We start from the raw sequence: 1,748 nt of genomic DNA on the forward strand, positions 1-1,748 counted from the left end.
AAAATTGTCGATGAGCCCATTCTAAAAGGGGGGGGATGGAAAGCTGGTTTCTCAAACTGCCCAAATTGGACAGATAGGCGTGTGTGCGATCTAAAGGTGTTTTGAGAGCATGTAGCGACGAGAAATACGATAGGAATATGGTCAACCTACATGCTGAAAGCCCTTAACAAGTTATTTGGTGGGCGAAGTGGAGTGATCGAGACCGCGCCGAGCGCCAGAGTGTTGCCGCTTAAAGACGTGGAAGATGAAGAAATCCCTCGATACCCACCTTTTGCCAAGGGCCTGCCAGTGGCCCCACTAGACAAGATACTGGCAACCCAAGCTGAACTGATTGAGAAAGTGCGGAACTCTCTCGGTTTCACTGTGGACGACTTCAACCGGCTTGTTTTGCCGGTGATCCAGCGGTATGCCGCGTTTGTTCACCTGTTGCCAGCTTCCGAATCACACCACCACCGTGGCGCTGGTGGTCTGTTCCGACATGGGCTTGAAGTGGCCTTCTGGGCAGCTCAGGCATCTGAGTCAGTTATCTTTTCCATCGAGGGGACGCCTCGGGAACGCCGTGACAATGAGCCGCGTTGGAGACTGGCGAGCTGTTTCTCTGGGCTGCTGCATGATGTGGGTAAACCGCTCTCGGATGTGTCCATTACGGACAAAGACGGGTCAATCACATGGAACCCGTATTCGGAGTCACTTCATGACTGGGCACACCGTCACGAAATCGACCGTTACTTTATCCGGTGGCGCGACAAGCGACACAAAAGACATGAGCAATTCTCGCTGCTGGCGGTGGATCGAATTATTCCGGCTGAGACTCGGGAGTTTCTGTCCAAGTCTGGCCCGTCCATCATGGAAGCGATGCTGGAAGCTATCTCAGGAACCAGCGTCAATCAGCCTGTGACCAAGCTGATGCTTCGCGCTGACCAAGAGAGCGTCTCACGGGACCTTCGCCAGAGTCGTCTCGATGTGGACGAGTTCTCCTATGGTGTGCCCGTCGAGCGTTACGTGTTCGATGCCATCCGCCGCCTAGTTAAAACCGGAAAATGGAAGGTCAATGAGCCAGGCGCGAAAGTCTGGCACCTCAACCAAGGTGTATTCATTGCCTGGAAACAGCTTGGGGACCTTTATGACTTGATCAGCCACGACAAGATCCCCGGTATCCCACGAGACCCTGACACACTGGCCGACATTCTCATCGAACGTGGTTTTGCTGTACCAAACACGGTGCAGGAGAAGGGTGAACGTGCGTACTACCGCTACTGGGAAGTTTTGCCTGAGATGCTCCAGGAGGCGGCGGGTTCGGTGAAGATCTTGATGCTCCGACTCGAATCAAACGACCTGGTGTTTACGACTGAGCCTCCTGCGGCTGTTGCTGCGGAAGTTGTTGGTGATGTTGAGGACGCTGAGATTGAGTTCGTTGATCCTGAGGAAGCCGATGACGGTGACGACCAAGAGGAAGGTGAAGCAGCTCTGAACGATGACATGTTGGCCGCAGAGCAGGAAGCAGAGAAAGCTCTAGCTGGCCTTGGCTTTGGTGATGCGATGGAGATGCTGAAAAGCACCTCCGATGCTGTCGAGGAGAAGCCAGAGCAAAAAGATGCGGGACCAACGGAATCATCTAAGCCTGACGCTGGCAAGAAGGGTAAGCCGCAGAGCAAACCGGGCAAAGCAAAACCGAAGAGTGATACGGAGAAACAACCCCATAAACCAGAGGCAAAAGAGGATCTGTCCCCTCAGGACATTGCCAAAAA

The 1,748-nt window shown here is 53.7% G+C and carries 1 protein-coding gene; it reads left to right on the forward strand.

What is annotated here, in order from left to right:
• Window positions 1-150: 150 nt before the first annotated feature.
• The coding region (gene mobH / locus BHE89_RS16175) for a MobH family relaxase (RefSeq protein ID WP_216081018.1) at window positions 151-1,748 on the forward strand (1,598 nt) is incomplete at its 3' end.

Origin of the sequence: Shigella sp. FC1967 (assembly GCF_001743005.1) — a bacterium.
GTDB lineage: Bacteria > Pseudomonadota > Gammaproteobacteria > Enterobacterales > Enterobacteriaceae > Proteus.